The sequence below is a fragment of the Pararhizobium mangrovi genome (assembly GCF_006516965.1).
GTDB lineage: Bacteria > Pseudomonadota > Alphaproteobacteria > Rhizobiales > Rhizobiaceae > Pararhizobium_B > Pararhizobium_B mangrovi.
Genome location: NZ_VHLH01000008.1, coordinates 23011 through 44928, shown reverse-complemented (window position 1 = coordinate 44928; position 21918 = coordinate 23011). Strand labels below are relative to the sequence as shown.

25 protein-coding genes are annotated in these 21918 nt (G+C 65.5%); 15 read left to right on the top strand and 10 right to left on the bottom strand.

What is annotated here, in order from left to right:
• Positions 1-56: 56 nt before the first annotated feature.
• Positions 57-644: a TetR/AcrR family transcriptional regulator gene (locus FJU11_RS06365; RefSeq protein WP_328591719.1), complete on the top strand. Its 588-nt coding sequence runs from the start codon at positions 57-59 to the stop codon at positions 642-644.
• A gap of 300 nt (positions 645-944) precedes the next feature.
• Entirely contained in the window at positions 945-1382 is a 438-nt protein-coding gene (locus FJU11_RS06360) for a MucR family transcriptional regulator (protein ID WP_141166199.1), read from the top strand.
• A 52-nt stretch (positions 1383-1434) separates the two neighbouring features.
• On the opposite strand, the gene FJU11_RS18250 is transcribed toward FJU11_RS06360, so the two are convergent.
• From FJU11_RS18250 to minC, 4 genes are all read right to left on the bottom strand, one after another.
• Complete coding sequence (locus FJU11_RS18250) at positions 1435-1605, bottom strand: hypothetical protein (RefSeq protein WP_181408068.1); 171 nt, start codon at positions 1603-1605, stop codon at positions 1435-1437.
• Between the two features lie 75 nt (positions 1606-1680).
• Positions 1681-1944, bottom strand: a complete 264-nt coding sequence (minE, locus tag FJU11_RS06355) for a cell division topological specificity factor MinE (RefSeq protein WP_141166198.1) — start codon at positions 1942-1944, stop codon at positions 1681-1683.
• A complete protein-coding gene (gene minD, locus FJU11_RS06350) occupies positions 1941-2756 on the bottom strand; it encodes a septum site-determining protein MinD (protein WP_141166197.1) in 816 nt (271 codons plus the stop codon). Before minD ends, minE begins: the two co-directional genes overlap by 4 nt.
• Positions 2757-2788: 32 nt before the next feature.
• The gene (minC, locus tag FJU11_RS06345) at positions 2789-3544 is read right to left on the bottom strand and encodes a septum site-determining protein MinC (RefSeq protein ID WP_141166196.1); all 756 of its coding nucleotides are present in this window, start codon (positions 3542-3544) and stop codon (positions 2789-2791) included.
• A gap of 233 nt (positions 3545-3777) precedes the next feature.
• On the opposite strand from minC, the gene FJU11_RS06340 reads away from it, so the two are divergent.
• The 4 genes from FJU11_RS06340 to rbsK all read left to right on the top strand — a co-directional run bounded on the left by FJU11_RS06340 (position 3778) and on the right by rbsK (position 6373).
• Positions 3778-4557 carry an SDR family NAD(P)-dependent oxidoreductase gene (locus FJU11_RS06340; RefSeq protein ID WP_141166195.1) on the top strand — a complete coding sequence of 260 codons (780 nt, stop codon included), beginning with the start codon at positions 3778-3780 and terminating at the stop codon, positions 4555-4557.
• Between the two features lie 153 nt (positions 4558-4710).
• On the top strand, positions 4711-4902 hold the full coding sequence (locus FJU11_RS06335) for a hypothetical protein (RefSeq protein ID WP_141166194.1): 192 nt from the start codon (positions 4711-4713) through the stop codon (positions 4900-4902).
• 83 nt (positions 4903-4985) lie between these two features.
• Complete coding sequence (locus FJU11_RS06330; protein ID WP_141166193.1) at positions 4986-5450, top strand: RbsD/FucU family protein; 465 nt, start codon at positions 4986-4988, stop codon at positions 5448-5450.
• A complete protein-coding gene (gene rbsK, locus FJU11_RS06325) occupies positions 5447-6373 on the top strand; it encodes a ribokinase (RefSeq protein WP_141166192.1) in 927 nt (308 codons plus the stop codon). Before FJU11_RS06330 ends, rbsK begins: the two co-directional genes overlap by 4 nt.
• Before the next feature lie 38 nt (positions 6374-6411).
• Here rbsK and FJU11_RS06320 read toward each other — a convergent pair whose 3' ends face one another.
• The 4 genes from FJU11_RS06320 to FJU11_RS06305 all read right to left on the bottom strand — a co-directional run bounded on the left by FJU11_RS06320 (position 6412) and on the right by FJU11_RS06305 (position 10154).
• Positions 6412-7275, bottom strand: a complete 864-nt coding sequence (locus tag FJU11_RS06320; protein ID WP_141166191.1) for an amidohydrolase family protein — start codon at positions 7273-7275, stop codon at positions 6412-6414.
• A gap of 3 nt (positions 7276-7278) precedes the next feature.
• The gene (locus tag FJU11_RS06315) at positions 7279-8415 is read right to left on the bottom strand and encodes a mandelate racemase/muconate lactonizing enzyme family protein (protein ID WP_141166190.1); all 1137 of its coding nucleotides are present in this window, start codon (positions 8413-8415) and stop codon (positions 7279-7281) included.
• Positions 8415-9317, bottom strand: coding sequence for a 5-dehydro-4-deoxyglucarate dehydratase (kdgD, locus tag FJU11_RS06310; RefSeq protein ID WP_141166189.1), 903 nt, complete (start codon positions 9315-9317; stop codon positions 8415-8417). Before kdgD ends, FJU11_RS06315 begins: the two co-directional genes overlap by 1 nt.
• A gap of 90 nt (positions 9318-9407) precedes the next feature.
• Positions 9408-10154, bottom strand: a complete 747-nt coding sequence (locus FJU11_RS06305) for a FadR/GntR family transcriptional regulator (RefSeq protein WP_235890858.1) — start codon at positions 10152-10154, stop codon at positions 9408-9410.
• Positions 10155-10355: 201 nt separating this feature from the next.
• Between FJU11_RS06305 and FJU11_RS06300 the strand changes: the two genes are divergently transcribed.
• The 8 genes from FJU11_RS06300 (at position 10356) to FJU11_RS06265 (ending at position 18088) form a co-directional block, all read left to right on the top strand.
• Positions 10356-11348 (top strand): TRAP transporter substrate-binding protein, encoded by a 993-nt coding sequence (locus FJU11_RS06300; RefSeq protein WP_141166188.1) that lies wholly within the window; start codon positions 10356-10358, stop codon positions 11346-11348.
• Between the two features lie 70 nt (positions 11349-11418).
• Positions 11419-11940, top strand: a complete 522-nt coding sequence (locus FJU11_RS06295) for a TRAP transporter small permease (protein ID WP_235890847.1) — start codon at positions 11419-11421, stop codon at positions 11938-11940.
• 15 nt (positions 11941-11955) lie between these two features.
• Positions 11956-13236: a TRAP transporter large permease gene (locus FJU11_RS06290; RefSeq protein ID WP_141166187.1), complete on the top strand. Its 1281-nt coding sequence runs from the start codon at positions 11956-11958 to the stop codon at positions 13234-13236.
• A 9-nt stretch (positions 13237-13245) separates the two neighbouring features.
• Positions 13246-14049, top strand: coding sequence for an NAD-dependent epimerase/dehydratase family protein (locus FJU11_RS06285; protein WP_141166186.1), 804 nt, complete (start codon positions 13246-13248; stop codon positions 14047-14049).
• A 127-nt stretch (positions 14050-14176) separates the two neighbouring features.
• Positions 14177-14896, top strand: coding sequence for a glycosyltransferase (locus FJU11_RS06280; RefSeq protein WP_141166185.1), 720 nt, complete (start codon positions 14177-14179; stop codon positions 14894-14896).
• Positions 14889-15218: a lipid-A-disaccharide synthase N-terminal domain-containing protein gene (locus FJU11_RS06275; RefSeq protein ID WP_141166184.1), complete on the top strand. Its 330-nt coding sequence runs from the start codon at positions 14889-14891 to the stop codon at positions 15216-15218. Before FJU11_RS06280 ends, FJU11_RS06275 begins: the two co-directional genes overlap by 8 nt.
• Positions 15219-15242: 24 nt before the next feature.
• Positions 15243-16916 carry an ArnT family glycosyltransferase gene (locus FJU11_RS06270; protein WP_141166183.1) on the top strand — a complete coding sequence of 558 codons (1674 nt, stop codon included), beginning with the start codon at positions 15243-15245 and terminating at the stop codon, positions 16914-16916.
• Positions 16917-17422: 506 nt separating this feature from the next.
• On the top strand, positions 17423-18088 hold the full coding sequence (locus tag FJU11_RS06265) for a hypothetical protein (RefSeq protein ID WP_141166182.1): 666 nt from the start codon (positions 17423-17425) through the stop codon (positions 18086-18088).
• Between the two features lie 56 nt (positions 18089-18144).
• Here the strand turns inward: FJU11_RS06265 and xylB are convergent, their stop codons facing one another.
• Entirely contained in the window at positions 18145-19599 is a 1455-nt protein-coding gene (gene xylB / locus FJU11_RS06260; RefSeq protein ID WP_141166181.1) for a xylulokinase, read from the bottom strand.
• A 205-nt stretch (positions 19600-19804) separates the two neighbouring features.
• On the opposite strand from xylB, the gene FJU11_RS06255 reads away from it, so the two are divergent.
• Positions 19805-20662, top strand: a complete 858-nt coding sequence (locus FJU11_RS06255) for a fumarylacetoacetate hydrolase family protein (protein WP_181408067.1) — start codon at positions 19805-19807, stop codon at positions 20660-20662.
• Positions 20663-20677: 15 nt separating this feature from the next.
• Here FJU11_RS06255 and FJU11_RS06250 read toward each other — a convergent pair whose 3' ends face one another.
• On the bottom strand, positions 20678-21844 hold the full coding sequence (locus FJU11_RS06250) for an Mrp/NBP35 family ATP-binding protein (protein WP_141166179.1): 1167 nt from the start codon (positions 21842-21844) through the stop codon (positions 20678-20680).
• Positions 21845-21918 lie beyond the last annotated feature (74 nt).

Sequence of the window (21918 nt, the reverse complement as noted above, 5' to 3'; positions counted from 1 at the left end):
GAAAAACTATACGGAGGGGGCCTCCGGTTTCAAGTGGCCAATCGATGGAAAAGAAAGTGGAGCAGGGAAAAACGAAGGCAACGCGACGGCCGCGCAGCGATGCGCTGCGCAATCGCCAGCGTCTCGTCGATGCGGCGCGGGTGATCTTCGCGACGGGCGGGCCCGATGCCAGCCTCGAAGCGGTCGCCCGTCGCGCGGACGTCGGGATCGGTACGCTCTATCGGCATTTTCCGACCCGGGACGTGCTTTTCGAAACCGTCTACCGCAGCGAGGTGGACGATGTCGTCGCGCTCGCCGAACGCCTTTCGCGAACCGACGAACCGATGGCCGCCCTCGCCGCGTGGCTTCGCGCCAATGTCGATCTGGTCGCCACCAAGAAGGGCATGCTCGCCGCCCTTGCGCTTGCGGCGGATGGCCGTGCGCAACTCTACGCCGATTCGCTCGCCCGGCTGAGCACGGCCGCGGACCTGCTCATGGAACGGGCACGGGACGATGGGCTCATCCGGTCCGACATCGAGGCGGAGGAACTGTTGCGCTCGCTCGTCGGCACCTGCCACATGACTCCGGATGGACGGACATGGCGCGCCGACGTCATGCGGCTGATGGACGTCTTTCTCGACGGCCTGCGCGTGCGCGCCGCCTGACGGCCACCCCGGATCGCTCCAAGTGGAGAGAAAAAACGTGCCTCATGCAGCCAGTGGCGAACAAACATTCGTGATCGAGCCACCGGAAGTATAGCGTCACGCCGTCGCGTCCGATGGATGAAGAACAGGTTCGGGCTCTCAGTACAAAGCACCGTGTGTCGATTATTTCCGCTGACCAGCTTTTCTTTGCCGTTAAGCTCTCGATCTGATGAACTTCCGCTGATATGTCGCGTTCATCCCCGCGGCTATTGGAGCCGTCGAGACCGATTGCAAATCAAAACTGAAAAAGACTGGAAAACGATGCTGGACAACCCCGAGCAATACGAAAAAGACCCCGAAACGATGATCGAGCTGACCGCCAGCATCGTCTCTGCCTATGTCAGCAAGAACATCGTACCGGCTGGCGAACTGCCGGACCTGATCCACCAGGTTCACGACGCCCTCGCGCGGACCGGCGAAGCCAGGACGGAAGCGCCCGCGGAAGAGCCGCAGAAGCCGGCCGTTCCGCTCAAGAAGGCGTTGAAGAACGAGGAAATCTATTGCCTCGAGTGCGGCAAGCCGCACAAGTCGCTGAAGCGCCACCTTGCCTCGCAGCACGACCTGGAACCGCAGGAGTACCGTGAGAAGTGGGGCCTGCCGAACGACTATCCAATGGTCGCGCCGGCCTATGCCGAGCGTCGCTCGAAGCTTGCCAAGCAGACGGGCCTCGGCCAGAAGCGGCAGAACGCGAAGGAATAGGCTGGACCATGACGGCCGCCTCCGCAGCGGCCGTCATGGACGGTCGGGATTTTCAGGCGCTCTGGCGTTCGCCGTAGGCGGCGGCCTGTTCCTCGCACACGGCGATATGCCGGGCGAGAGCTTCGTTCGAGAGAATCGCGCTGATCGTTCTGATGTCGCGATTGCGGAACTTCGGCGTTTCCTGAAGTTCCTTGAGGCGTTCGAGAAGGGCTGCTCTGCTCATGGCTCAACTCCTTTTCTACCGGATCCGCCCGGCGCCTCTGCCGGTACGGGAACGCGAACGACGCTCGCGCGGCACTCAGGCCGCGCGGGCATCCTTTTCGAGGGGGATCTCGATGTCGACGGCAAGCGTCGACACCTGATCGCCACGGTCCATCTTCACGTTGACCTGGTCGTCGCCGACCTTCACGTGCTTGGCGATGACGGCAAGGATCTCCTCGCGCAGCTTCGAGACGAGGTCGTTGTCGCCGACCGAGGCGCGCTCGTGCGCGAGAAGCACCTGCAGACGGTCCCGCGCCGCCGGCGCGGACGATTCCTTGGCGAAGAAGCGGAAGATGTTCATGCCGCCCTCCGCCCGAAGATCTTGCCGAAGAAGCCGCGCCGTTCACCCGGCAGCGCAACGGGAAGGTTCTCGCCGGCCAGACGCTGCGCCGCCTGCCTGTAGGCGATCGCGGCCTCGGAGCGTTCGTCGGCGATGGTCACCGGCGAGCCGACATTGGAAGCGCGCAGCACGTCCATGCTTTCCGGGATGATGCCGATCAGCGGGATCGACAGGATCTCGAGAACGTCGTCGACCTTCAGCATGTCGCCGCGTTCGGCGCGTGCCCCGTCGTAGCGGGTGAGCAGCAGGTGCTTGTCGATCTTGTCGCCGCGTTCGGCCTTCGCCGTCTTGGAGTCGAGAAGACCGATGATGCGGTCGGAGTCGCGCACCGACGAGACTTCCGGGTTGGTCACGACGACTGCGGTGTCGGCGTGGCGCATGGCGAGCGTCGCCCCGCGCTCGATCCCGGCCGGGCTGTCGCAGATGATCCAGTCGAAGGACTTGCGCAGCTCGTCCATGACGCGCTCGACGCCGTCTTCCGTCAAGTTTTCCTTGTCGCGCGTCTGCGAGGCCGGCAGCAGGTGCAGCGTCTCGAGCCGCTTGTCGCGGATCAGCGCCTGCGGCAGCTTCGCGTCGCCCTGGATCACGTTGATCAGGTCGTAGACGACCCGGCGCTCCGCCCCCATGACGAGGTCGAGATTGCGCAGGCCGACGTCGAAGTCGACGACCACCGTCTTTTCGCCCCGCTGCGCGAGCGCAGCGCCGAGCGCGGCCGTGGACGTCGTCTTGCCGACGCCGCCCTTGCCTGAGGTTACCACGATTACTTTCGCCATTGTCCTCTCCTCATCACCAGCCGCGCGCCGGCTCAGTTGAACGTTTCTGCCCGGATCGCATCGCCGTCGAGCCAGAGCTGCACAGACTTGCCCTTGAGTTTCGGTTCCATGTCCTCGGCCGTCTTGTAGAGGCCATCGATCGCCAGAAGCTCGGCCTCGAGCTTGTGGCAGAAGATGCGTGCCGAGGCGTTGCCGACCGATCCGGCGAGAGCGCGACCGCGCAGCGTGCCGTAGACATGGATGGAACCACCGGCGACGAGCTCGGCGCCGGAAGCGACCGAACCGACCACCGTGATATCGCCCTCGGGAAAGATGATCGACTGGCCCGAACGCACGGGCGTGTCGATGATCATCGATGAAGTGGCGCGTACCTGCGGCGCATCGGCGGACGGAGAAGCTTTCGCCTCGCCGGACTGCGATGCCTGACCGGCAGGTTCGGCGTCCTCGGCAGGTGCGGCGAAATCGTCCGCCGGGCGCCCGCCGCGCATGGCCGGCGGCATGCCGGGCCCGATCTGCGAAGGCTTGGCGTTCTCGATGCCCATAATGCGCACGTTGCGCTCGGCCAGCTGTTCGATCATCGCCTGGAGTTCGGCGCGCGAGACCTGCAGCCCTTCGACGTCGAGCACCACCGGACGGCCAAGGAAAAAGCCCGCCGACCGCGACGCGAGATCGTCCAGACGGCCGAGCCATTCCTCGAACGGCATTTCCGGCGCGAGGACCAGCGCCAGGAAGGAGCGGCCCTTGAGGCGGATGGGGCGTTGATCGGTCTTGGTTAGCACTTTGGTCATCTGCCTTAATTTTCCGTTGTCGAGATGTATCGCGCGGATGGTTAATCGGGAGTTAATCGGCCATGCCCGGATCTGCGAACGACGTCGAGAATCAGTTTTCACCGGCGAATTTTTCGCGAGCGCACGTGCAACCGGAAACGGTGTTGCGGGTTCTGCGCTTGTGGCCGGTTTGGCAGAACCTGCGATCCATGCCGCAAGCAGCCTTCGTTTCCCGGATTTGAGGGAGTTCTCGCATGCCCGACACGGACCATCCTGGCGTTGCCCTGATCACGGGCGGTGATTCGGGCGTGGGCGCGGCATGTTCGCTGGCGCTCGCCAGAGCGGGATACGACGTCGCCCTCCTGTACCACAGCGACGAAGACGGCGCGGAAGAGGTTCGCGACAAGGTTCGCGGCGAAGGCCGCAAGGCGATCGCGATCCAGGCGGATGTCGGTACCGAATCGGACGTCGAATCGGCCTTCGACCGGACCGCGGACGAACTGGGCGTGCCGAGCGTGCTCGTCAATTCCGCCGGGATGAACATGACCGGCACGGAGGTCGCCGACATGGAAACCGACACGTGGCGCACGCTGCTTTCCACCGATCTCGACGGTCCGTTCTTCGCCTCCCGCCGCTTCGTGCAGAACCTGCGCAAGGCGGGCCGCGGCGGATCGATCGTCAACATCTCCTCGATCCACGCCGCTGTCATGGTAGCCGGCGCGCCGGCCTACGACGCGGCGAAGGGCGGCGTGCGCAACCTGACGCGCACCATGGCGCTCGAATGCGCCCCGCTGAAGATCCGCGTCAACTCCGTCGATCCGGGCATGATCCTGACCCCGATGAACGAAAAGGCACTTAAGGACGACGAGCATCGCGAGAGCCTGGAGAAGAACATTCCGTGGGGCCGGGGCGGCCGTCCGGAAGAGGTCGCCGACCTCGTCGCCTTCCTCGTTTCGCCGGCAGCCGAATACATGACGGGCTCGACAATCGTCATCGACGGCGGGCTGTCTCTGGTGGTCGGCCAGGGTGCCTGAGCACGCGCCGTAACGCGCTTACGCGGCTCCCGAAAAAAGCGGCCCGGTAAAATCTTCTTGTGTCAAGCACTGAATCATCTATGATTCCGCTTTGTAGGGATTGGCTCATAGCCAGCGGATCAAGCGCATGTCGGGTGCGCTCAAGAGATAATAATGGAATTTTCCTTTGGCGCACCGGAGCGTCTGGGCGTGCTTTCGGGCCGCGAACTGACGGTGCTCCGCTCCATCTTGAACAAGCGTGCCGTCGGTGCCGACGAGGAGACCGACCTCGCCTATCGCATCCTTTCTCTGTTGCGCGAAGGCGTTTCGGACGAAAAGGCACTGCTCGACCGCCTCGACGGTTAGATCGACGGGGGTCTGACGCAGGCTTGCGCCGGGCCAGCCGGCAGGCAATCATCGTCCGGATATAAACGAGAGGGGATACGACGATGCTCAAGGGTATCGATCCGCGGCTGAACGCCGACGTGCTGCACGCATTGGCGGCAATGGGCCATGGCGACCATCTGATCGTCGCCGACGCAAACTTTCCGGTAGACGCGATCGCGCGGCGAACGACGCTCGGCCGCCCGCTTCACATCGACAACGTAACCTCGGGCGAAGCGATCGCTGCTATCCTCAGCCTCCTGCCGCTCGACACCTTCATCGACGATGCCGTGGCTCGCATGGAAGTCGTCGGCGACGCCGCTTCGCTGCCGGCGGTTCAGCAGGAAGTTCAAACCGTCGTCGACGAGGCCCGCGGGACGGGCTCGCCGATGAGCGCCATCGAGCGGTTCGCCTTCTACGAACACGCCGCCGCCGCCTACTGCGTCATCCAGACCGGTGAACGGCGCTTCTACGGATGCTTCTCGCTGACGAAAGGCGTGATCGGGCCGGAGGATGCAGCCGCATCATGAGCGACGGAAAACCGATCGTCGTTCTCGGCGTCTTCGTCGCCGATACGACCTACCATGCCGAACGCCAGCCGAAGATCGGCGAAACCATCCTCGGCAACGCCTTCACGCTCGGACCGGGCGGCAAGGGCTCGAACCAGGCGGTCGCGGCCGGCCGGCTCGGCGCCGACGTCTCGCTGATCACACGCCTCGGTGAGGACGCTTTCGCGGAACTGGCGAAAACGACGTGGCGCGATGCGCGTGTGAAGCCGTTCGTCACGCCGGACCCCGAAAGCTACACGGGTGCTGCGTTCATCTTCGTCGAGAAGGGTTCGGGCGACAACGCGATCATCATCAGCCCCGGTGCGGCAGGCCGCATCTCGCCGGAAGACGTCGAGGCGAACGCCGAACGCATCCGCTCGGCCGGCATTTTCGTCACGCAGCTCGAACAGCCCCTGCCAGCTGCAACGCGGGCGCTGGAAATCGCGCGCGAAGCCCGGGTGACGACGATCCTCAACCCCGCCCCCGCGACACCGCTCGACGATGCGATGCTCGCGCTTTGCGACTACGTCACCCCGAACGAGTCCGAGGCCGAGGCGCTGACCGGCTTGCCTGTCCATTCGCCGGAGGAAGCGGAAAAAGCGGCCCGGGTCTTTCTTGCCAAGGGCGTGGGTGCTGCGATCGTCACGCTCGGCGCAGCCGGCTGCCTCTACGTCTCGCGCGAACGCACGGAACGGATACCTGCGATGCCGGCCGGAGACGTGGTCGAGACGACGGGTGCGGGCGATGCGTTCAATGCCGGCTTCGCGACGGCGCTTGCCCGCGGCGAAGATCCGGTGGCCGCGGTCCGCTTCGGCTGCGCGGTGGCGGGCATCTCGGTCACCCGTGCCGGAGCCGCCTCATCCATGCCGCGGCTCGAAGAGGTCGAGGCCCTGCTGCGAGGCTGAGCGCCGGGCTGACCGCCCGCCGCTAAAGGCCGACGCCGTCAGAACCCGTAAAGTTCGGCCGGATTGTCGACGAGGATGCGCTGGCGCTGCGTCGCGTCGGCCCAGTCGAGCAGGTTGTCGAGAAGCACCGCGTCGTCCGGATAGGCCGTGCGTGGCACGCCGACATGGGGCCAGTTCGACCCCCACACGATCCGTTCGGGCGCATGGGCGATCACGCGCTTCGCGATCGCCGCGACATCGGCGAATTCCGGCGCGCCGGTCCAGCTCGTCTCGTAGGCGCCGGCGATCTTGAACCAGGCATTGCCGCGATCGATCAGGCGCAAGAGCGTGTCGACACGCGGATCGTCGGCCGCCACCGGTTCCAGGAACTTGCCGATATGATCGATGACGTAGCGTGTCTTGATCGCTTCGAGGGCGGGGCGATGCTCGTCGATCTCGCGCCCGTCGAACTGCACCATCAGATGCCAGTCGAAATCGCGGATCCGCGCCTCGACGGCGGGGATCGCCGAAATGCCGAGCGCGCCGCCTGGAAGCTGCATGATCCGCGCGCCGCGCACGCCGAGGCGGTCGTATTCGGCAAGCGTTTCTTCCGCCATGTCCGGCGATACGGCAATGACGGCGCGCGCGGTGTCGGAGCCGATCCGCTTCAGGCCCTCGATAGTGGCGCCATTATCGAGCTGGTAGGCGTTCGACTGGGTAATCACCACGCGATCGAGGCCGAGCCGGCGCTGCACGCGCGCATAGTCCTCGGGCGTGGCGAGTTCGGCGATAGGCGGCCCGCCCGGCTGCGCCTCGAAGCCTTCGAGATAGAGGTGCATGTGGCAATCGGTGACGCCGGGCGGCGCCTTCAGCCGTGGCGCATCGCCTTCGAGCGGTCGCGTGTTCGCTGGGATCGTCGCCATCGCTCAGCGCGCCTTCATCGCGAATTCGGTAAGGGCCGAACGCTCGATCTCGATGCCGAGCCCCGGCCCGTCGGGGACCGCGACCACGCCGCGTTCGTGTTCGATCGGCGTCTTCAGCACCGCCTGGCGGAACGCGTTCGGCGTGCGGTCGAATTCGAGGATGGGGTCGATCGGTTGCGGACGTGGTGGGTTCGGCGCGAGCGTCGCCATGAACTGAAGGCTCGCCGCGAGCGCAACGCCGGTTCCCCAAACATGCGGAACGAGGCGAACGCCGGCCATCGTCGCCATGTCGGCGACCCGGCGCATCTCGGTGAAGCCGCCGGTGCCGCAGATGTCCGGCTGCAGGATATCGACCGCGCGCCGGTCGAGCGCCGGCTTCATGGCGTAGCGCCCGTGCCAGGTCTCGCCGGCGGCAAGCGGGATCGGCTGGCCGGCGCGCACCGCGAGGTACGAATCGAGCTGCTCGGGCAGGACCGGCTCTTCCAGCCAGTCGATATCGTATTCGGCGATGCGTTTTCCGAAGGCGATCGCCTCGATCGGATCGTAGCCGTGGTTGGCGTCCACCATGAGCCGCAGGTCCGGGCCGATCGCCTCGCGCACCGCCGCGACCGCGGCAACGTCCTCGTCGAAACCGAAGCCGATCTTGATCTTGACGGCATGGAAGCCTTCGCGCGCGTAGGCCGCCGTCTCCTGCGCCGTGGCCGCGACCCGATCCCCCTTCATCGGTCGGAACCCGCCCGTCGCATAGGCGCGGATCGTATCGCGAAACCGCCCGCCGAGGAGTGTGGAAACCGGCACGCCGAAATGCTTGCCCTTGATGTCCCACAGCGCGATGTCGATCGCCGAAAGCGCGGTCATCGTCAGCCCGCGCTGCCCCTGATCGCGAAAGGCGTGGTAGAGATCGAGCCACAGCACTTCCGTCCCGAGCGGATCGCGCCCGACGAGCCCCGCGGCATAGGCTTCGACCATCGCCGCGTTCGGCCGCGCCGGACCGAGGCTTTCGCCCCATCCGACGGTGCCGTCGGCACAGACGATCTCCACGAGGCAATGCTGGCGCCGCTCGAAACGACCGGACGCGCTTTCGAACGGTTCGGCGACCTCCGTATCGAGGAGATAGGTCCGAACGGCGTCGATGCGCATCACCGATTGCGCTCCACGAGGTCGGCGAGCATGGCGCTTTCCTCCTCGCTCAGGTCGGTGAGCGGCGGGCGGACAGGACCGGCTTCGAAGCCTGCGAGCCGAACGCCCGCCTTGATCGCCGATACGGCATAGCCGGTATTGCGGTCGCGAATCGCCATGAACGGATAGAAGAAATCCGTGAGGATGCGTTCGACGCCGGCCCGATCACCCGCGCGTAGCGCCGAATAGAACCGCTGGGCGAGTTCGGGCACGAAGTTGAAGACCGCGGAGGAATAGGTCGTCACACCGGCGGCGAGATAGGCCTCGGCGAAAAGCTCGGCCGTCGGCATGCCGCCGAGATAGGTCAGCCGGTCGCCGAGCTTCGTGGTGATCTCGCGAACGAGGCCGATCTTGCCGGACCCGTCCTTGAAGCCGATCAGGTTTTCGCACCGTTCGCACAGTCGCGCCAGCGTATCGGCGCGCAGGATCGAATTGTCGCGATTGTAGACGGTGACGCCGATCTTCACGGATCGGCACACCGCCTCGACATGGGCGGCGAGGCCTTCCTGGCTGGCGCCGATGAGATAGTGCGGCAGGAGAAGAACGCCGTCGGCACCCGCCTCTTCGGCAGCCTGCGCGATGTCGATCGCCATGCGCGTGCCGTAGCCGCAGCCCGAAACGATGGGCGTGTCGCCGGCGGCGGCCTTCGCAGCCCTGACGATCCCGGGAATTTCCGACGGCGTCAGCGAGAAGAATTCGCCCGTCCCGCCCGCGGCGAACAGCGCGCTCGCATCGAACCCGGAAAGCCAGCCGATATGCTCGGCATAGCGTGCCGGCGCGAAGGCGCCTTCGGCGTCGAAAGGGGTAACGGGGAAGGAAAGCAACCCGGATCCGAGCGCAGCCTTGATTTCATTCGGCTCCATGAGACGTGCCAATCCCTCGCTGTGGCGTTTGTTTCCACCGCAGCATAAGCAAGGTCATATCAGTGTCAATGAGATATGATGACTTCGCGATCAGTCCGAGCGGATCATGCGGCGATAGCGATCCTGGCTGCCCTTCAGATGAATTCGCACGGCCTGTCGGGCCGCATCGGCATCGCGTTCGGAAATCGTCAGCGCGATCTTGCGATGCTCCTGCTGGATCTGCTCCAGATAGCCGTCCGGCCCCTCGCGCCGTCCGGCATCGGCAATCGTCGAGCGGGGAATGAGGTGTTCGCCCATCATCGAGAGGAACTCGCGAAAGCGCGGATTGCTCGTTGCGTCGGCAATGGCGAGATGGAAGGCGAGATCGGCGGAAACCGTCGGCTCTCCCGCCGCGATCAGGCGCTCAAGATCGTCGAAGCACTCGAAGACCGCCTCCTCCTGCGCCGGGGAGCGACGCTCCGCTGCCAGCCCGGCAGCCTCGATCTCGACGGCTGCCCTGAGTTCGAGGAGCTCGATCATCGACGAGATGCGCGCCCGATCGACCGGTTTGAAGCCCGTTTCCACCTCTTTCGGCTCGAGAACGAAGACCCCGACGCCGTGACGTGGCTCGACCAGACCGTCGGCGCGCAGCGAGGCGATCGCCTCTCGGACCACCGTCCGGCTGACGGCGTATTGCTGCGTCAGCCCCGCCTCGCTCGGCAACCGGTCGCCCGGCGCGAGCGCACCGCTGCGCACGGCGTCGCGCAATTCCGCACTCACCCGCGCCACGAGGCTCTTTCGACCGGGACCACCGGCCCTTTGCAGGGGTTCGCCACCGGATCGCCCGGTATTCTGCAACGCCACTTCGCCCTTCCCTTCATATCCAGTCGCTCGCAGACACGCCACGCCGGCCTAGGCGAACGCATGAGCTGCGACATCGAAGCCGGCCACCTTAAGACGAGAAAGAGGTTGACGGCCACCGCATCACTCGTATGATCACTTATCTCTTGTTATATTACAAGGCACCAGTTTCGCCATTACACCAGGGAGGAAACGTCCATGAAATTCTCGTCCGTCCTGCGCGGGGCCATCCTCGCCAGCGCCGCCTTCGGCGTTCTTGCCGCCGGCCCGGCTTCCGCCGCCACGAACTGGCGCGGCTGGAACATCCACGCCCCCGGCTACCCGAACACCGTCGCGCTGGAAGACTTCGCCAAGAACGTCGGCAAGAAGACCGACGGCGACATCACCGCCCAGGTCTATAACAACGCCGTGCTCGGCGATCAGACCGACGCGATCGAACAGGTGCGCAACGGCGCCATCGACTTCGCCAACTTCAACATGGGACCGATGGGCCAGTACGTGCCCATGACCAACGTCCTCTCCCTGCCGTTCCTCTTCTCCAGCGTCGACCAGATGCACCACGTGATGGACGGCAAGATCGGCCAGAAGTTCTCCGACGCGCTCTCCAAGAAGGGTCTCGTGGCGCTTTCCTGGTTCGATTCGGGCGCCCGCAGCATGTACAACAACGAGCATCCGATCACGAAGCCCTCCGACGTGAAGGGCCTCAAGGTGCGCGTGATGGACAACGACCTCTACGTCGACATGATCGACGCGATGGGCGGCAACGCCACGCCGATGCCCTTCGGCGACGTCTACCAGTCGCTGAAGTCCGGCGTCATCGACGGTGCGGAGAACAACTACCCCTCCTATAAGGAGACCAACCACTACGAGGTCGCCAAGTACTACTCGACCACCGACCACCTGATCATTCCCGAATGCCTGTGCGTCGCGACGAAGAGCTGGAACGCCCTTTCCGACAAGGACAAGAAGATCGTGCGACAGGCGGCGGTCGACGCGGCCAAGGAGCAGCGCAAGCTTTGGGCGAAGGACTCCGAGGACGCGGAGAAGTTCGTCGAGAGCCATGGCGCGACCGTCAACCAGATCAAGGACCTGACGCCGTTCCAGAACGCCATGAAGCCGGTCTACGACAAGTTCTACAAGAACCATCCCGACATGAAGTCGCTGGTTCAGGAAATCCGGTCGACCAAGTAGGTCGCCCCGCTTCCACCGCCGGGCGCACCCTGCGCCCGGCCTTTCCTCCGGCAAGAACGGCATCCTTCCCGTGGCGCCAAACGACCATGAAACCGAGGGTTCGTCCCCGCCGCCGGCGATCGTCGCCGTCGCCCGCGTCCTCGACGGCATCGCATGGCTGTGCATGCTCGTCGCCGGTATCGCCCTCGTCGTCATCATCGCAACCTTCGGCTGGCTGGTCTGGGGGCGCTACGTCCTCAACGACACGCCGACCTGGGTGGAGCAGCTCTCGCTCCTTCTCATCATCTACATCACATGCCTCGGCGCGGCCGTCGGCGTGCGACGCCATACCCATCTCAGCATCGACTTCGTGCGCGAGGGCATGCCGGCCGTACCGCGGGCGATCATGCGCTTCCTTTCCGATGTCGTGGTGATCGCCTTCGGCATTCTGATGGGCTGGCAGGGGTACGAGCTGATGCTGACGAATGCCGACCGCGTGCTCCCCATGCTGGGGGTCACGGCGACATGGCGTGCCGTGCCGCTCTTCATCTGCGGCGTGCTCATGGTGGCCTTCGCCGCCTTCGACGTCGTCGAGCGCAATTTCAAACGCTAGAAGCGGAACGGCTTCATGGGCCTCACCATCCTTTTCGGCCTCTTCCTGCTCGGCCTCGTCGTCGGCGCTCCTGTCGCCTTCGCGCTCGGCCTCGCCTCGCTTGCCGCCTTCGTCTACGAGGGGCTGCCGCTCTTCGTCGCTTTCCAGCGCATCCTTTCGGGAATTTCGACCTTCTCGCTTCTGGCCATCCCCTTCTTCATCTTCGCCGGCGAGCTGATGCTGCATGGCGGCATCGCCAACCGGCTCGTACGCTTCGCCGCCGCCGCCGTCGGGCGCATGCGCGGCGGCCTCGGCATGGTCGACGTCGTCTCCTCCATGCTCTTTGGCGGCATCTCCGGCTCGGCGGTCGCCGACACCTCCGCGCTCGGCTCGATCCTGATGCCGGTCATGAAGGAAAAGGGCTACGACGCGGACTATGCGGTGAACGTCACGGTCACCTCGTCGATCGCCGGCGTCGTCATCCCGCCGAGCCACAACATGTTGCTCTACGTCGTCGCGGCGGGCGGCGGCATATCCGTTGGCAAGCTCTTCATCGCCGGCATCGTTCCGGGCGTCGTCATGTGCATGTGCCTTGCCGTCGCGGCCTATTTCGTGGCAGTGCGCCGCGGCTATCCCGCCGAGCCCTTTCCTGGCTGGCGAACGCTGCTGACGAGCTTCATCGTCTCGCTGCCCGGCCTGCTGACGGCCGTCATCATCGTCGGCGGCGTGCTTTCGGGCATCCTGACGGTCACAGAGTCCGGCGCCTTCGGAGCGATCTACGCGGTGGTGGTGACGCTCTTAGTCTATCGCGAGCTGACATGGACCGCCTTCAAGACGGCCGTCGCCAGCGCGGTGCGCACGACGGCGCTCGTCATGATCCTCGTCGGCTGCGCGTCGGCCTTCGCCTACATGCTGGCGCTCTACCGCGTGCCGGACAACCTCGCGAACCTGCTGACGTCGATCTCGAGCGACCCGATCATCATCCTGCTGATGCTGAACGTCATGCTGCTCGTGCTCGGCATGATCATGGACATGGCGGCGCTCATCCTCATCTGCACGCCGATCTTCCTGCCGGTCGTCACCGACATCGGCATGGATCCGATCCAGTTCGGCATCGTCATGATGATGAATCTCGGGCTTGGACTGTGCACCCCGCCGGTCGGCGCCTGCCTCTTCGTCGGCTGCGTGATCGGCGACGTGCGCATCGAGCAGGCGGTGAAGACGATCTGGCCCTTCTACCTGGCAATCCTCGTCGCCCTGATGCTGACGACCTATTTCGCGCCCATCTCCATGGCCCTGCCCAACCTGATGAACTGAGGAACGACCATGCTGAAGAAGCTTCTGATGACGGGTGCCGCCGGCGGCGTCGGCAAGGCGCTGCGCCCCTTCCTGCCGGACTTCGCCGAAAGCGTCGTGCTTTCCGACCGCGAGCCGATTTCGGATCTGGCGGGCCATGAGAGCTTCACCGCCTGCGAGCTTTCCGACCGGCAGGCCGTTTCGGATCTCGTGTTCGGCTGCGACGGCATCATCCATCTCGGCGGCATATCGGTGGAAAAGCCCTTCGATACCATCCTCGAGGGCAACATCGTCGGCGCCTACAACCTCTTCGAGGCCGCGCGCGGGCACGGCCGGCCGCGCATCGTCTTCGCCAGTTCCAACCACGTGATCGGCTATTATCGCCGCGACGAAAGGCTCCATATCGACGTCGTGCCGCAGCCGGACTCCTTCTACGGCGTCTCCAAGGCCTTCGGCGAGAATCTGGCGAGCCTCTATTTTCACAAGTTTGGCCAGGAATGCCTGTCGGTGCGCATCGGCTCGTGCTTCGAAAAGCCGAAAAACCCGCGCATGCTGGCGACGTGGCTCGCCGTCGAGGACCTGGCAGACCTGTGCGCGCGTGCCTTCGCCTCGCCCCGCCTCGCCAATACGATCGTCTACGGCGCCTCCGACAACGAGGAGAGCTGGTGGGACAATTCGGGCTCGAGCTTCCTCGGCTGGAAACCGAAGCATACCGCCGCGAAATGGCGCGAAAGCGTCCTTGCCGAGGCCGCGCCCGAGGATCCGAACGATCCGGCGGTCGTCTACCAGGGCGGCGGCTTCGCTGCGGCCGGCCATCCCGAAGACGACGGCTGAGCCTCGGTCGTCCGCCGCGCGCTTGCGATCCCGAAGGCGCTGGAACGGCCCCGTAGCCTCCTGCCGGCATCGGTGCTAATGAAGCGCGCGCCTCGTCCGGGTCGAGGTATGAAACGCGGGTCCTTGCATGATCTCCATCGTCATTCCCTGTCGGAATGAAGCGGACAATCTCGCCTTCCTGCTCGACGAGATCGCCCGCGCCATGGCCGCCATGGAACACGAGGTCATCGTCGTCGACGACGGATCGACCGATGCCACCGCGACGGTGCTCGCCGACCGGGCATCGAACGATGCGCCGGTGCGCCACCTTCGCCACGACCGCTCCGCGGGCCAGAGCGCGGCACTTCGAACGGGCATGATCGCAGCGCGCGGCGCGATCGTCGCCACGCTCGATGGCGACGGCCAGAACGATCCAGCCTATCTGCCGCTGCTCGTGGCCAGGCTCGAAGAGGGCCGCCCCGCGACCGGCCTCGTCGCCGGCCACCGGATCGGGCGAACCGATACGCGCATGAAACAGATTTCCTCGCGTTTCGCGAACGGCATCCGCAGCCGGCTGCTTGCCGACGACACGCACGATTCGGGCTGCGGCCTGAAGGCGCTGCCGACCGAAGTCTTTCGCAGACTGCCCTATTTCGACGGTTGGCATCGCTACCTGCCCGCCCTCGTGCTGCGCGAAGGCTATCGGGTGGCGCATGTCGACGTGATCGACCGAGAGCGTCGCTACGGCCGCTCGAACTACGGTATCCTCGATCGCGGATTGAGAGGCGTTCTCGATCTTTTCGGCGTGTGGTGGCTGCGCCGGCGCATGCGCGTGCGCCCGAAGGTCGAGGAGGTGGCGCATGGCTGAAATCCCGGCCGCGTTCGCGCACTGGCTTCACGCCGTCTTCGTCGCCCAGTTCGACTGGTGGGTGGCGCTCGGCTTCCTGGCGCAGACCTCGTTCTCCATGCGCTTCGTCATTCAGTGGCTCGCCTCGGAACGGGCCAAGCGCAGCGTCGTACCGGTGGCATTCTGGTTCTTTTCGCTCTTCGGCGGGATGCTGCTGCTCATCTACGCGATCAGCCGCAAGGATCCGGTCTTCATCGCCGGTCAGGCGATGGGGCTGGTCATCTACAGCCGCAATCTCTGGCTGATCGCCAACGAGCGCCGGGCGATGGCGAAGACCGACTGACATCCGATGGATCCCGCTTTGCCCATGCCAGCACGCTCCGCCCGGGTCCTGCCGCCGCTTCACGCGCTCGTTCTCGTACTTGTCTCGCTCGCCGCGTTCCTGCCGGGGATCGCCAACCTGCCGCCGACCGATCGTGACGAAGCGCGCTACGTTCAGGCCACGCGGCAGATGGTCGAAAGCGGCGATTACGTGGACATCCGCTTCCAGGACGAGCCGCGCTACAAGAAGCCGGTCGGCATCTACTGGCTGCAATCGGCTTCCCTTGCGCTGACCGGACACGGCGCCGACGCGCCGATCTGGGTCTACCGTCTCGTTTCCGTCCTCGGCGCGGCACTCGCCGTGCTTGCGACCGGCTGGCTCGCGGCGCTGTTTTTCGGTGGAAGCGCGGGACTTTTCGCCGGTATCGTTCAAGCGTCGATCCTCGGCCTGGTGGTCGAAGGGCACATCGCCAAGACGGACGCCTTCCTGCTGGCGACGGTCGTCTTCGCGCAGGCGGCGCTGGCCAGGATCTGGCTCGAAAGCCGGACGGGGCAGCCGACGGGGCGAGCGACGGCGATCGTCTTCTGGTGCGCGATCGGCGCCGGCGCCCTCGTCAAGGGGCCGGTCGGCCCGCTGGTCAGCCTGCTCACCGGCGCCGCCCTTTCCCTCGGTTATCGCGAGTTCAAGTGGCTGAGGCGGCTTCGACCACTGGCGGGCCTCGCCATCGTCGTCCTCATCGTCGCGCCGTGGCTGCTTTTGATCAGCGTGCACAGCGGCGGCGCGTTCTGGCGCGAATCGGTCGGCCACGACCTCATGGGCAAGGTCGCCGGCGCACAGGAGAGCCACGGCGCCCCGCCCGGCTTCTTCGCGGCGATCTTCGTCGTCTTCATGTGGCCGTTCGGCTCGATGGCGTTGCGTGCCGGCCTCTTCGCGATCACCCGCTTCCGCACCGATCCGCGGCTCGCCTTCCTGCTTGCCTGGTACGTTCCCTACTGGCTGGTGGTCGAAGCCGTCCCCACCAAGCTGCCGCAATATATCCTGCCCGCTTATCCCGCCGTCGTGCTGGCGCTGGCATGGGCGCTCGGCGAAGGCCTGCTCGCGCATCCGTTCGAGCGGCGCTGGCAACGCTGGCTGGACTGGGCGACACGTGCCGGCCACGTATTCGCGACGATCGCCCTGGCTGCCGCCGCGATCGCCCTGCCGCTGTGGGCGACGGGCACCTTCTCGCTCGCGGGCCTTGGCGCCGCCCTCTTCGCGCTCGCCGCCGGCGCGCTTTCGAGCGGTTTCGTGCTGAAGCGACGACCGGGCATGGCGATCGCCGGTGCCGCCGGTTCGGCGCTCGTCACCTTCGCCCTCGTGATCGCGATCGTCCTTCCATCGTTGAAGCCGGTCTGGCTCGGGCGCGACATCGCAAACGCCTACGAGGCGAACCGCCCCTGCGCCAAAAGCCGGCTGACCGTCGCCGGCTTCGAGGAACCGAGCCTGATCTTCCTTGCCGGCACGCATACGATGCTGACCGACGGCGAAGGGGCGGCGCGCGCACTCGCGGCCGATCCGCGTTGCGCGATCGCGGCCGTAACCGCCGGAAAACGCAAACGCTTCGACGACACGCTCGCGCGTACGGAAACGAAAGCCGAGCCCCTCGCGACCATCAAGGGTTTCGACTACAGCAAGGGCGACTGGCTGACCGTCACGCTCTTTTCCGCGAGCGGTCGTTAGAGCCTTTCAGGTTTATACGGAAACACTCTGCCGACCCTGTTTGCGTCAGGACCGAGACGGATGTCGACGAGCGTACTGGTGGTACGGTCGAGCCATCCGTCGAAGCGTCATGGCGCAAACAGGGCCGGCCCGAAGGGTTCGACCGTGCCGCTCTCCCACTTTGTTCGGCGATCTTGCCCGATGAACCACATCGCGCTGCGATCGCCTTCGCGTGGGAAACCGGCACGATCGAACAGAGCGTTTCCGTATAAACCTGAAAGGCTCTAGCGTTTGACGCGCTGGCTGCATCTCTCCCCAACCCGTTCTTGCGTAAGAGATTCTCGCCACGGGATGGCGTACTTGCCGCTCGCCTCACCCGTGCTCGGAGGATCGGAGACCGGAGCCGCCGTGCGCCATCGTTAATATTTTTTTCGCAGGCAGCGCCTTTTCGCGGAACGCTTCCGTACGATCACGAATTCTGCCGATATCCGGAATTTCGTGAACTTGTTGCCGTGGGAGGAAGACCGATGACCGCGCACAGCAATCCACAGAAGGCCATCATCCATCATCTGCTCGACGATCACGGGCTCACCTATTGCGACGAACTCGGGATCGATATCGAGAAGAATACACCCTCGCCGCTTTTCCGCTGGCTCTGCGCATCCATTCTGATGAGCACGCGCATCAAGAGCGACATCGCCGTTTCGGCCGCCCGCGCGCTGGCCGATCAGGGTTGGACGACGCCCGAGAAGCTCGTCGACAGCCATTGGGAAGATCGCGTTCGTACGCTGAACCATGCCGGCTACGCCCGCTTCGACGAGCGCACCGCCTCCATGCTCCACGACGCGACGTCGACGCTGCTCGACGACTATCGCGGCGACCTGCGCGTCCTGCGCGACGATGCCGGCTACGATCCGCAGGCCGAACGCGAGCGCTTGAAGGCGTTCAAGGGGCTCGGCGATGTCGGCGTCGACATCTTCTTCCGCGAGGCGCAGATCAGTTGGGACGAGCTCTATCCCTTCGCCGACAAGAAGGCGCTGAAGGCGGCCGGCCGCCTCGGGCTTCCGGCCTCGACCAAGGGGCTTGCCCGCCTCGTCGACCGCACGGATTTCCCGCGCCTCGTCGCCGCCCTGGTCCGCACGGACCTTTCGAAGGACTACGAGACGATCGAAGCCGAAGCACAAAGCGGCTGAGCGGCTGGCGGCCGACGCCGACGAAACGGCGGCCGCGACCTGTCAATCGCCGATGCTCAGTTCATGAGCCCGCGAACGGCGGGATAGGCAGCGCGGTAGCGCTCATAGGCGGAGGCGAACGCGTCGCGCATTCCGACCTCCGGCTCGATCGTACTTTCGGTCGCGGGCGGCGTGCAGATTTCGTGCGCATCGGCATTTTCTGCCGCGCAAAGCGCCAGACGCGCAGCACCGAAGGCGGCACCGAAATCGCCGTCGGCGGGCACGTCGACCGGTACGTCGAGCACCGTCGCCATGACCTTCAGCCAGTAATGCGACCGCGAACCGCCGCCGATGGCCGTGACGCGGTCCAGCTCGGTACCGGCTGCCCGCAGCGCCTCCATGCAGTCGCGGAAGGCGAAACTCACCCCTTCGAGCACGGCACGGGTCAATGCGCTCCGGTCCGATTCGTGGGCGAGACCGACGAAACTTCCTCGAATGGCCGCATCGTTGTGCGGGGTCCGCTCGCCGGAAAGGTAGGGCAGGAAGGTGACGGAACCCGGCGCCTTGAGGTTTTCGCCGAGTTCGCCGGTCAGGTCGCCCGGCTTGGCGCCGGCAATGCCGGCATACCAGTTGAGCGCGTCGGTGGCCGAGAGGATGACGCCCATCTGGTGCCATGTCTGCGGCATGGCATGGCAGAAGGCGTGCACCGCGCTGTCCGGGTTCGGAAGATAGCTGGCGTTCGCCGCGAAGAGAACGCCCGACGTGCCGAGCGAGACGAAGGCCGTGCCGGGGGCGACGGTGCCCATGCCGCATGCCGAGGCCGCGTTGTCGCCCGCACCGCCGGCGACAGGAATACCGGGTGAAAGGCCGAGTTCGGATGCGAGATCGGCGCGCAGCTTGCCGCCGACTTCCGATCCTTCGACGAGTGCCGGCATCTGGTCGCGGCGCATGTCGCAGGCGCCAAGCAGCGTGTCCGACCAGGCGCGCGCGCCCATGTCGAGCCATGCGGTGCCGGACGAATCCGACATGTCCGAGATATGCTCGCCCGTCAGCCAGAGCCGAAGGTAGTCCTTCGGAAGGAGCACCTTCGCCACCTTTTCGAAGATCTGCGGCTCGTTCTTCGCTACCCAGCGAAGCTTCGGTGCGGTAAAGCCCGGAAAGACGATGTTTCCCGTGATCTCGCGAAAGGCCGGCTCGTCGTCGAGTTCCTTCGCCTCGACGTGACTGCGCACGTCGTTCCAAAGGATGCAGGGTCGCAGCACCGTATCGCCGGCATCGAGGAGGGTCGCGCCGTGCATGTGCCCGGAAAGGCCGATACCGCGTATCGTCTCGAGATCGATGCCCGGCCGGCTGCCGAGCGCGGCAATCGCTTCGCGTGCGGCCGAAACCCAGTCGGCGGGGTCCTGTTCGGACCAGCCCGGATGCGGGCGCGAGACCGTCAGCGCGGCGTTGCCGGAGCCGACGATGCGTTGATCCGCGTCGACGAGCAGAGCCTTGACGCCAGAGGTTCCAAGATCGAGCCCGAGAAACATGCGGTTTTTCCTCCCGATTTGGCCGCCCGAAACACGAAGACGGCTTGTGTTTCGCCGCCGGGGTAGCGAAACTTTCCGCGCAGGTAAATCGCAAAAGACGCTATGAAGCATGCCGACGCGCCCGGGCAAAGCCCCCGCAGGCGCCAATGGAGGAAACGGTGCGACGCCGAAACCGGCGCTCCGCCGAACGGGAGAGCATACCGCAATGAAACTGGCAACGCTTCACGACGGCAGCCGCGACGGCCAACTCGTCGTCGTCTCGAAGGATCTGACGCGCTACACCGTCGTGCCGAACGTGGCGCCGACGCTGCAGACCGCACTCGATTCCTGGGTGCACACGGGCTCGCGCCTGCGCGAGGTCGCCGAAAGCATGGAGCACGGCTCGCAGCCGACGGAGCGCTTTCACGAGCATGCCGCATGTTCGCCGCTGCCGCGCGCATACCAGTGGATCCACGCCGATTTCTCCCGGGACGGGACTGGCGAGGCCGCTATTTCGCAGCGTGCGAGCGACTTCTTCCACGGCCCGCGGGAAGCGATCAGACTTGCCGACACGTCCGGCGGCATCGATGCGCAGCCCGGCTTCGCGGTCATCGTCGACGACGTCCCGAAAGGTGCGGACGCCACGACGGCCGGCGAAGCGATCCGTCTCGTGATGCTTCTCGGCGCGATCTCGTTTCAAAGCGAAGGCCCCGACGTTCGCAACGATCGCGATCGCTGTGTGCTCGCCTCCTTTTCTCCGGTCGCTGTCACGCCGGACGTTCTCAATGGTGCGTGGGACGATAGTCGGGTCCGTTTGCCGCTATCGGTCGATATCGACGGCGAACCGGCGGGAAAGATCGAAGGCGACGAGGCGATGCCGCTCGGTTTTGCCGACCTCGTCGCGCAGGCCGCGCGCTACCGCAGGCTTGCGGCCGGTTCGATCGTGAGCGTTGGCCCCGCAAACGCGCAAGGCTCCGCCTCGTCCTCCGAATTCCATGCCGGCAACCGGGTTCGCATCGAAGTGCGCAAGGCCGGCGACCTCTCGGTCTTCGGCGCGATCGAACAGGATATCGAGGCCGAATAGGTCGCGCGTATCGGGCTATTCGAAGGTGATCGTCGGCGCCTTGCGGCCTTCGTCGCCGGCGGCACTTTCGATGCCTGCCCATACGCGTTCGCCGATCTGCCGATAGGCCGCGGCGGCATCGCCATCCGGTGCTCCGGCGACGACCGGCGCACCGGCGTCGGAGGTCTCGCGGATCTCCATTGTCAGCGGCACCTCGCCGAGGAAGGGCACGCCGAGGCGTTCGGCCTCGCGCCGCGCACCGCCATTGCCGAAGATGTCGTAGCGCTTTCCGGTATCGGGCGCGATGAAGTAGCTCATGTTCTCGACGATGCCGAGCACCGGCACGGAGACCTTGCGGAACATGTTCAGCCCCTTGCGCGCGTCGATGAGCGCGAGATCCTGCGGCGTAGAGACGATGACGGCGCCGGCGAGCGGCACCTGCTGGGCCATGGTCAGCTGCGCATCGCCGGTGCCGGGCGGCATGTCGACGACGAGCACGTCGAGCTCGCCCCATTGCACCTCGCGCAGCATCTGCGTGAGTGCGGAAATCACCATCGGCCCGCGCCAGATCATCGGCGTCTCTTCCTCGACGAGGAAGCCCATCGACATGACCTTCAGGCCGTGCCCTTCCATGGGGATGAGCACGCGGCCTTCCGCCTGCTGCGGCCTTCCCGAAACGCCGAGGAGGCGCGGCATCGACGGCCCGTAGATATCCGCGTCGAGAATGCCGACGGAAAGCCCGTTCAGCTTCAGAGCAAGCGCGAGATTGACCGCCGTCGTCGACTTGCCGACGCCACCCTTGCCGGAGGCGACCGCCAGGATGTGCTTGACCCCCGGCACGGACGGCTTGTCGGCGGGCCGGGACGGAGCCTGCGCCGGTCCGCCTTTACCGGCAGCCTGAGCGGGCGTGCGGGAAGCTTCGGGCGGCGCCGAAGCGCGCGGCCCGTCGGACGTGTGGGCTGCCGTCAGCGTCACCATGGCCGCGCGCACGCCCTCCATGTCGCCGATGATCTTTTCTGCCTCCTCGCGCAACGGTTCCAGTTCCCGCGCGCGTTCGGACGGAACGGTGATCGAGAAATAGACCTTTCCGTCGGCGATGAAGATTTCCGAGACGATCCCGAGATCGACGATGTTGCCCTGAAGATCCGGACCCTTCACCTGCTTGAGGCGATCGAGGACGGCTTGCTTTGTCGGTTCGGCCATGCGCTTCACTTTCAGTGTTCGATGCCCGGCAGATAGGTGGAGATCGGCCTCACGTCCAACGACGCGGCTCGCAT

Excerpts from the sequence above, each read along its gene's own strand:
- FJU11_RS06300 (WP_141166188.1), top strand. The coding sequence starts at position 10,356 with ATGAAATTCTCGTCCGTCCTGCGCGGGGCCATCCTCGCCAGCGCCGCC.
- FJU11_RS06275 (WP_141166184.1), top strand. The coding sequence starts at position 14,889 with ATGGCTGAAATCCCGGCCGCGTTCGCGCACTGGCTTCACGCCGTCTTC.
- FJU11_RS06280 (WP_141166185.1), top strand. The coding sequence starts at position 14,177 with ATGATCTCCATCGTCATTCCCTGTCGGAATGAAGCGGACAATCTCGCC.
- FJU11_RS06255 (WP_181408067.1), top strand. The coding sequence starts at position 19,805 with ATGAAACTGGCAACGCTTCACGACGGCAGCCGCGACGGCCAACTCGTC.
- minE (WP_141166198.1), bottom strand. The coding sequence starts at position 1,944 with ATGAACATCTTCCGCTTCTTCGCCAAGGAATCGTCCGCGCCGGCGGCG.
- FJU11_RS06290 (WP_141166187.1), top strand. The coding sequence starts at position 11,956 with ATGGGCCTCACCATCCTTTTCGGCCTCTTCCTGCTCGGCCTCGTCGTC.
- FJU11_RS06360 (WP_141166199.1), top strand. The coding sequence starts at position 945 with ATGCTGGACAACCCCGAGCAATACGAAAAAGACCCCGAAACGATGATC.
- kdgD (WP_141166189.1), bottom strand. The coding sequence starts at position 9,317 with ATGGAGCCGAATGAAATCAAGGCTGCGCTCGGATCCGGGTTGCTTTCC.
- FJU11_RS06320 (WP_141166191.1), bottom strand. The coding sequence starts at position 7,275 with ATGGCGACGATCCCAGCGAACACGCGACCGCTCGAAGGCGATGCGCCA.
- FJU11_RS06315 (WP_141166190.1), bottom strand. The coding sequence starts at position 8,415 with ATGCGCATCGACGCCGTTCGGACCTATCTCCTCGATACGGAGGTCGCC.
- FJU11_RS06340 (WP_141166195.1), top strand. The coding sequence starts at position 3,778 with ATGCCCGACACGGACCATCCTGGCGTTGCCCTGATCACGGGCGGTGAT.
- FJU11_RS06270 (WP_141166183.1), top strand. The coding sequence starts at position 15,243 with ATGCCAGCACGCTCCGCCCGGGTCCTGCCGCCGCTTCACGCGCTCGTT.
- rbsK (WP_141166192.1), top strand. The coding sequence starts at position 5,447 with ATGAGCGACGGAAAACCGATCGTCGTTCTCGGCGTCTTCGTCGCCGAT.
- FJU11_RS06335 (WP_141166194.1), top strand. The coding sequence starts at position 4,711 with ATGGAATTTTCCTTTGGCGCACCGGAGCGTCTGGGCGTGCTTTCGGGC.
- FJU11_RS06265 (WP_141166182.1), top strand. The coding sequence starts at position 17,423 with ATGACCGCGCACAGCAATCCACAGAAGGCCATCATCCATCATCTGCTC.
- FJU11_RS06330 (WP_141166193.1), top strand. The coding sequence starts at position 4,986 with ATGCTCAAGGGTATCGATCCGCGGCTGAACGCCGACGTGCTGCACGCA.
- minC (WP_141166196.1), bottom strand. The coding sequence starts at position 3,544 with ATGACCAAAGTGCTAACCAAGACCGATCAACGCCCCATCCGCCTCAAG.
- minD (WP_141166197.1), bottom strand. The coding sequence starts at position 2,756 with ATGGCGAAAGTAATCGTGGTAACCTCAGGCAAGGGCGGCGTCGGCAAG.
- FJU11_RS06285 (WP_141166186.1), top strand. The coding sequence starts at position 13,246 with ATGCTGAAGAAGCTTCTGATGACGGGTGCCGCCGGCGGCGTCGGCAAG.
- FJU11_RS18250 (WP_181408068.1), bottom strand. The coding sequence starts at position 1,605 with ATGAGCAGAGCAGCCCTTCTCGAACGCCTCAAGGAACTTCAGGAAACG.
- FJU11_RS06250 (WP_141166179.1), bottom strand. The coding sequence starts at position 21,844 with ATGGCCGAACCGACAAAGCAAGCCGTCCTCGATCGCCTCAAGCAGGTG.
- xylB (WP_141166181.1), bottom strand. The coding sequence starts at position 19,599 with ATGTTTCTCGGGCTCGATCTTGGAACCTCTGGCGTCAAGGCTCTGCTC.